This window comes from Streptomyces tricolor, from assembly GCF_002155905.1.
In the GTDB taxonomy this organism is placed as follows: domain Bacteria; phylum Actinomycetota; class Actinomycetes; order Streptomycetales; family Streptomycetaceae; genus Streptomyces; species Streptomyces tricolor.
This window is the reverse complement of record NZ_MUMF01000965.1, coordinates 1-6,008: the sequence shown is the minus strand read 5'-3', so window position 1 is coordinate 6,008 and position 6,008 is coordinate 1. Positions and strand designations below refer to the sequence as shown.

Below are 6,008 nucleotides of genomic sequence, written 5' to 3'. Positions count from 1 at the left end.
GTCCGCCGCCTGCGCGGCCGGTCCTCGGGCGACGGCCGCGCCGCCGAGCGTCCCCGCCTCGCGCCACCGGACGCCGAGCCCGCGCGGCAGACGTGACCGCGACGGGCCGGCACGGCGCGGGAACGAGATGCCGCGGGGGGCGGCGTCGGCGGTTTCGGTGGCAAGCCGTCCCCCGCGGTCAGCGGCGCACCCGGGGCATGCCCAGGCCGATCCACGAGATGATCTCGCGCTGGATCTCGTTGTTGCCGCCGCCGAAGGTGAAGATGACCGCGGAGCGGTAGCCGCGCTCCAGTTCGCCGTGCAGGACGGCGCCCGCCGAGCCCTCCTTCAGCGGGCCGGCGGCGGCGACGATCTCCATGAGCCAGGCGTAGGCGTCCCGGCGGGCCTCGGAGCCGTAGACCTTGACGGCGGAGGCGTCCTGCGGGGTGAGGGTGCCGTCCTCGACCGCCGAGACCATCTGCCGGTTGAGGAGTGCGAGCGCGTCGAGCCGGGTGTGCGCGCGGGCCAGGAGCCGGCGCACCCAGGGCAGGTCGGCGACCCGGCGGCCGTCGGCCAGCCCGGTCTCCCGCGCCCAGCGCTGCACGTCGTGGAGCGCGCGGATCGCCATGGTGCCGTGGGCGGCGAGGGTGACGCGTTCGTGGTTGAGCTGGTTGGTGATCAGCCGCCAGCCCTCGTTCTCCGCGCCGACGCGGCGGGAGACGGGGACGCGGACGTTCTCGTAGTAGCTCGCGGTGGTGTCGTGGGAGGCGAGGGTGCGGATGAGCGTGCAGGAGTAGCCGGGGTCGGAGGTCGGCACCAGCAGCATGGTGATGCCTTTGTGCGGCGGGGCCTCGGGGTCGGTGCGCACGGCCAGCCACACCCAGTCGGCGGTGTCGCCGTTGGTGGTCCAGATCTTCTGTCCGTTGACGACGTACTCGTCGCCGTCGCGCACGGCGCGGGTCGTCAGCGCGGCGAGGTCGGTGCCGGCGCCGGGTTCGCTGTAGCCGATCGCGAAGTCGATCTCGCCGGAGAGGATGCGGGGCAGGAAGTACGCCTTCTGCTCCTCGGTGCCGTACCGCATGATCGTGGGGCCGACGGTGTTCAGCGCCATCAGCGGCAGGGGTACGCCGGCCTGCGCGGCCTCGTCGAAGAAGATGAACTGCTCCATCGCCGTCATCCCGCGCCCGCCGTACTCCTCGGGCCAGCCGACGCCGAGCCAGCCGTCCGCGCCGAGCCGGCGGATGGTGTCGCGGTAGAACCGTTTCTGTGCGGCCGGGTCGGCGTACCGGGCGTAGGCGTGGTCCGGGACCAGTGCGGCGAAGTAGGCCCGCAGCTCGGCGCGCAGCCGCTGCTGCTCGGGCGTGTGGTCGAGGTGCACGGCGCCTCCAGGCTCCCCAAGGGCGGTCCTGACGGCGCACACCGTAGAACGTGTTTCAGAAATTGGGAATGGCGGGGACGCGGCCGACGGCGGACGCGGGGCCCCTTCGCAGGGTCCTCACTTGAGCGTTTCCAGGAAGGCCGCACAGGCGGCGGCGCAGGCCCGGCAGGTGTCCGCGGCCGATTCCGCGCCGGGGTGCTCGTCGAAGGCGCGGGCGCACTCCAGGCAGATCGAGCGGCACCAGTCGACCCGGACCCGGATCGCCTCCTCGTCCTGCCGGTTCTCCTCGCACAGCACCCGGCAGGTGGCGTCGCACACCTCGGCGCACATGATGCCCAGCCGGCGCACGCGTTCCTGGGTCTCGGTGCCGTCCGGGTCCACGAGGCTCGCGCGTACGGCGCAGGCCCGGGCGCACTCCGTGCACGCCTGGGCACAGGTGAAGCGGTCCTCCAGGAACCGGTAGAGCTGCTGTGAAGTCGGCGAAGTCACACCGTGCGGGTAGCCGGGGCGGACCTCCGCAAACCACCGTCCCCCGGGTCGTGGCGGGCCGCCGGCCCGGCGACGTGCCGCGACGGACCGTGACCCACAGTGTCCAGGTTCGTCCGGTTATGGGTGGGGTATTCCTGTTCTATGAACACCGCATCGATGCAGCTGGCCGCGGCGAGCGGCCTGCTGAGCCTCGTTCTGTTCATCGTGGCCGTGGGCGTGCTCGCGCTGCTCGCCGGCGGCTTCTGGATGACCTCCCGCGTCAGGTACCGCGAGTCCCCGCGCCCCCGCCCCGAGGAACAGCCCCAGCTGCCGCCGGAGGGACCCGTCCACGAGGTCCGGCAGAACAGGGAGTCCGCGGAGATACCGCGCATCCCCAAGGGCGAACGCCCGCTCACCCCGTACGAGCTGACCAACATGGACTCCAGGCCGAGCGCCTCCAAGGAGCGCCCGCGCTGGAGCAAGGGTTCCAGCGGTTCCTTCGGCGGCGGTGGACTCGGCGCCCACTGAGCCCCGGCCCCACCGTTTCCGGCAACCCGGCCCGCGCCGGGCCGCCGTACGCCCCGGGCAGCCTTCCGCGCGGCTAGGAGGGCTTCCGGGCGGCGTCCAGGCGGCCGACGCGGGCCACGTTCTGCCGGTCCTCGGGATCCTGGCTGGGCTCGGCCGCGAACCAGGCGTCGAGGATCTCCTTCAGCACGGGCTGCGAGGTCAGCCTGAGGCTCAGCGCGAGGACGTTGGCGTCGTTCCAGCGGCGCGCGCCGTCTGCCGTGGCGGCGTCCGTGCACAGCGCCGCCCGTACGCCCGGCACCTTGTTGGCGGCGATCGACGCGCCGGTGCCGGTCCAGCAGCACACCACCGCCTGGTCGGCCGCGCCCTCGGCCACGTCCCGGGCGGCGGCCTCCGAACAGACCGCCCACTGCGCGTCGGCCCCGGGCCGCAGCGCGCCGTGCTCGCGCACGTCGTGGCCACGGTGGCGCAGCTCCGCGACCAGGAGGCGGGCCACGGGTTCGTCCATGTCGGAGGAGACGGAGATCCGTATACCCCGGAGCGTAACGCCTGCCCGCGGCCGGACGTGCCGAACGGCCCCCGGCAGGGGGCCGTTCGCGGGCGTCGTACCGGGTCGGGCACGAGGTCAGGGGTGGTCGGGCTGCTGCGCGGGAGGCACCCCGCCGCCCTCGCCGCCGCCCTTGGCGCCCTTGTCGGTGCCGTGCGGGCGGGCAGCCGCTTCGCGCTCGGCCGCCTGGCGGGCCTTCAGCTCGCCGCTGTCCTGCGGGGTGGCGCCACCCTTGTCACTGCGCCGCTGTTCGGGCTGCTGGGGATTGGACATGCGCCGGACTCCCTCCGGTGGTACGTGCGGTGTGCGGGGTCCGGGTTCCCCGGGCGGCGCGGGTGACGCACCCGCCCGCGGACCGGCTCACGGCGCGGGGCGGGCCAGCGTCCGGTGGAGATGTTCCAGGGCGTCCAGGAGCACCGTGCGGTGGTACCAGCTCAGCCACGCCGCGGTGTCCGAGGCCAGCAGGCCGAGCGCCTCGGCCTGCGCGGCGGTCGGCCGGTGGCCGGCGTCGGGCCAGTGCAGGGTGATCACGCCGGTGCAGGAGCCGGCGGAGGAGAGCACCGGGACGCTGCGCACGGCGTGGGCGCCGGTGGCCAGCAGCGCGCGCCGGCAGTCGTCGGAGAGCTGGGCGTCGGTGGCGACGTCGGGCACGCTCACCTGGCGGCCCCGGGCCCGGGCCGCCGCGTCGGCCGTGCCGTCGCCCCGCCCGCGCACCAGGTCGTCGAGGAAGGTGTCCGCGCAGCCGTGGTGGGTCTCCGGCATCAGGGCGTTGACGGCCGGGTCCACGAGCTGGACGTACCCGGCGGGTGCCCGGCCGATGGCCAGCGCCTCGTGCAGCACGGCGTCGATCATCTGCCGCCGGCAGCGGGGGTCCCGGCCGCCCCGGCCCAGGATCCGCAGCTGCGGCACCGGCAGGGAGCGCCGGCCCGGGAACCACACCTCGCCGTCGGGCGGCCGGGCCACCACCACGGCGGAGACGAGGACCCGCAGCGGCACGTTGAACCGCTGCGAGGCCTCCCGCAGCACCCGGAAGGCGCTGCCCGGGTCCGGCAGGCCGTAGCGGGCCATGAGCGTGCCCTGTGCCATGCCGATCACCGGCGCGGTGCGCACCCGGGCGCGCAGCGCGCGGACCTCCTTGTGCAGGTCGTCGTACGAGGGCCGCAGCGGGTCCGCCATCTGCGACCGCCAGACGGGCAGCTCCTCCACCCGGGAGGCGGCGCGGGCCAGCTCGCGCAGCGCCTCGTCGAGGGTGGCGTACAGCTGGACGCCGTCCAGGCGGGCCAGGTGCACCGCCTCGCGGACGCCGGGGCGGGCGCGGACGATGATCAGGTCGGGGCGTCCGGCGCGGGCCCGGGTGGTCTCGCTGAGCGTGCGGAGCACGGCGGCGCCGCCGAGCTGGACGTGCGCCATGTCGAGCACCGGGCGCAGTCCGGCGCGGTCGGCCCGTTCCAGATGACCCCGTAGTTCCGCCGACCAGGCCTCGGCGCCGTGCGCGTCGAGACTGCCCGACATGCGCAGCAGCAGGGCGCCTTCGGCGGGCAGCCCCTCGACGACGGACGACTCGATGACGAGGGGAGCCGGTACGGCCGGCCGGCCGAAGGAAGGTTTCATCGCATCACCCAGACTGGGACGTCCCGAAGAAGTCGATCGACCTCTTGCTGGCCTTTGCACCACCTTGCACGGTAGGTCCGCGGCCCTCAACCGCGCCGTCCGGCCCGGCGGGCGGGGCGGCGCCCCGTGCGGTCAGCGTCCGGGGCCGCCGGGTTCCGCGCGGGCCGGTTCCTGGGCGGCCGGTCCACGGCCCGTCAGCGCGTCCAGGGCGGACGTCAGGGAGGCGTGCAGCCGGATCCCCGGCAGACCGGCCGCGGTCAGCGCCTCCCGCACGTGCGGCCGGGGCTGTACGACGGGCAGCGCGCGGCCGGCGCGGGCGAGCGGCCCGGTCGCCCGGTCCAGCGAGCGCACCGCGTCGGCGCAGGCGAGATACACCTCGCTCAGGTCGAGCAGGGGGTGCTCTGCGGCCCGGTCGGCGTCCGCGACGTGCTCGGCGAGGGCCTCGGCGAACCGCGGGGCGTTGGTGGCGTCGACCGTGCCCCGGGCCTTCAGGACGCTGATGCCGCCGAGCCCGGTGCGCTGCTCGTGCACGGTCTGCAGGAGCAGCGGGGCCGGGCCGCCGGGGCGGAAGGAGCTCGGCCGGCCGCTTCTTGACCGGTCCCTCACTCTGCACTCGCCCGGATGCCCGATGCAACGACGTCTCCGGGGCGTGTCGTGGCGCGGCCGCGGCGGCGTCCCGTCAGCCGACGTACCGCCGTGCGGGTGAGTCCCTGCGGGCGCGCTCCAGCGCGGCGAGCCGGCGCTCCAGGTCGGGAGGTACGGGGTCGCGCTGGCGCAGCACCCACGGCAGTCCGGCGGTGGCGCGGGCGAAGGCGCGGGCGGAGGCGGCGTCCCGGGGCACGGTCCGGATGAGGTGCCCGGTGCGGCGCAGCGCCGGCAGCAGCGGGCGGCGCAGCCAGGTGAACCACAGCGTGTTGCGCAGCCCGAGGACGCGGCGGGCCGTGCTGTCGCGCAGCCGGGAGGCGTGGTGGTGGACGGTGAGTTCCTCGGCGTAGGCGAGCCACCAGCCCTGGCGTTGCAGGTCGCAGGCGAGCAGTTCCTCCTCGCCGCCGAGCCACAGGCCGGGGTGGAAGCCGCCGCCGGCCCGGAAGGCGTCGGTGCGCAGCACGGTGGCGGCGGCGAGGAAGGAGCCGAGGGCGGGGCCGGGGAGCCAGTCGGGGCCGGACAGCGGGGACTCGCGCAGCTCGCGCACGACGGGGTCCTCGGTGCCCTCCGGTTCCACGACGATCCGCGCGGTGACGGCCGCCAGCCGGGGCCGGGCGTCCAGCAGGTCGGCGGCCCGGTGCAGGCTGCCGGGCTCCCACCAGGTGTCGTCGTCGCAGAAGGCGACGTAGGGCGTGCGCACCCGCTGGACGGCCAGGTTGCGGCCGAGGGCGCCGAGGTTGCGGCCGGGGCGCAGCAGGGTCATCTCGGGGAAGTCCCGGGCGACCGCCTCGGCGGTGCCGTCGGCGGAGGCGTTGTCGGTGACGATCACGTGCGGGCGTTCGGGCAGCCGGCGCA

General features: G+C 75.5%; 8 protein-coding genes. 1 reads left to right on the top strand and 7 read right to left on the bottom strand.

Annotated elements, in window-relative coordinates:
- Positions 1 to 178: 178 nt before the first annotated feature.
- Both CCN44_RS41995 and CCN44_RS41990 read right to left on the bottom strand, forming a co-directional pair.
- Positions 179 to 1,357: an acyl-CoA dehydrogenase family protein gene (locus tag CCN44_RS41995; protein ID WP_059247476.1), complete on the bottom strand. Its 1,179-nt coding sequence runs from the start codon at positions 1,355 to 1,357 to the stop codon at positions 179 to 181.
- Between the two features lie 117 nt (positions 1,358 to 1,474).
- A complete protein-coding gene (locus CCN44_RS41990; protein ID WP_086704511.1) occupies positions 1,475 to 1,846 on the bottom strand; it encodes a ferredoxin in 372 nt (123 codons plus the stop codon).
- 141 nt (positions 1,847 to 1,987) lie between these two features.
- Here CCN44_RS41990 and CCN44_RS41985 point away from each other — a divergent pair, with 141 nt between their 5' ends.
- The gene (locus CCN44_RS41985; protein ID WP_223283995.1) at positions 1,988 to 2,353 is read left to right on the top strand and encodes a DUF6479 family protein; all 366 of its coding nucleotides are present in this window, start codon (positions 1,988 to 1,990) and stop codon (positions 2,351 to 2,353) included.
- A 73-nt stretch (positions 2,354 to 2,426) separates the two neighbouring features.
- Here the strand turns inward: CCN44_RS41985 and CCN44_RS41980 are convergent, their stop codons facing one another.
- The 5 genes from CCN44_RS41980 to CCN44_RS41960 all read right to left on the bottom strand — a co-directional run.
- On the bottom strand, positions 2,427 to 2,882 hold the full coding sequence (locus CCN44_RS41980) for an RpiB/LacA/LacB family sugar-phosphate isomerase (RefSeq protein ID WP_059247479.1): 456 nt from the start codon (positions 2,880 to 2,882) through the stop codon (positions 2,427 to 2,429).
- A 93-nt stretch (positions 2,883 to 2,975) separates the two neighbouring features.
- On the bottom strand, positions 2,976 to 3,170 hold the full coding sequence (locus CCN44_RS41975; RefSeq protein WP_059247480.1) for a hypothetical protein: 195 nt from the start codon (positions 3,168 to 3,170) through the stop codon (positions 2,976 to 2,978).
- An 87-nt stretch (positions 3,171 to 3,257) separates the two neighbouring features.
- The gene (locus CCN44_RS41970; RefSeq protein ID WP_059247481.1) at positions 3,258 to 4,508 is read right to left on the bottom strand and encodes an ANTAR domain-containing protein; all 1,251 of its coding nucleotides are present in this window, start codon (positions 4,506 to 4,508) and stop codon (positions 3,258 to 3,260) included.
- Between the two features lie 132 nt (positions 4,509 to 4,640).
- Positions 4,641 to 5,039 (bottom strand): STAS domain-containing protein, encoded by a 399-nt coding sequence (locus CCN44_RS41965; RefSeq protein ID WP_086704514.1) that lies wholly within the window; start codon positions 5,037 to 5,039, stop codon positions 4,641 to 4,643.
- 148 nt (positions 5,040 to 5,187) lie between these two features.
- Positions 5,188 to 6,008, bottom strand: an 821-nt coding sequence (locus tag CCN44_RS41960; RefSeq protein ID WP_086704507.1) for a glycosyltransferase, incomplete at its 5' end; no start/stop codon positions are given.